The sequence below is a fragment of the Desemzia sp. FAM 23989 genome (assembly GCF_045528345.1).
Classification (GTDB): domain Bacteria; phylum Bacillota; class Bacilli; order Lactobacillales; family Carnobacteriaceae; genus Desemzia.
In genome coordinates, this window is the sequence record NZ_JBGQQT010000089.1 from 1 (window position 1) to 240 (window position 240).

The 240-nt window shown below is 36.2% G+C and carries 1 protein-coding gene; it reads right to left on the reverse strand.

The annotated features are described in order from the left end of the window. A partial coding sequence (locus tag ACEN36_RS13185) for a helix-turn-helix domain-containing protein (protein ID WP_407097782.1) occupies positions 1 to 189 on the reverse strand: 189 nt, incomplete at its 3' end. Positions 190 to 240 lie beyond the last annotated feature (51 nt).

Genomic DNA, 240 nt, shown 5'->3' on the forward strand with positions numbered 1-240 from the left:
TGGCACGGCGTGCCTAGCTGCTTTTCCTCTGTTGCCGTGTGAAAAAACAGCTTTTCCTCCTTCTTGATAGTCTTGAATCAATCTGTTAACTTGCCTCATCGAGAGCCCAAGTTCAACACAAGCTCTCTTTTTTTCCTTTCTTTTTTCTGCCACAGCTTTTATTACTTTATATTTCTTATCTTCATTCATCGTTAGTATTATCCTTTTCATGATTTTATTTTATCATTTTGGGACATTTTA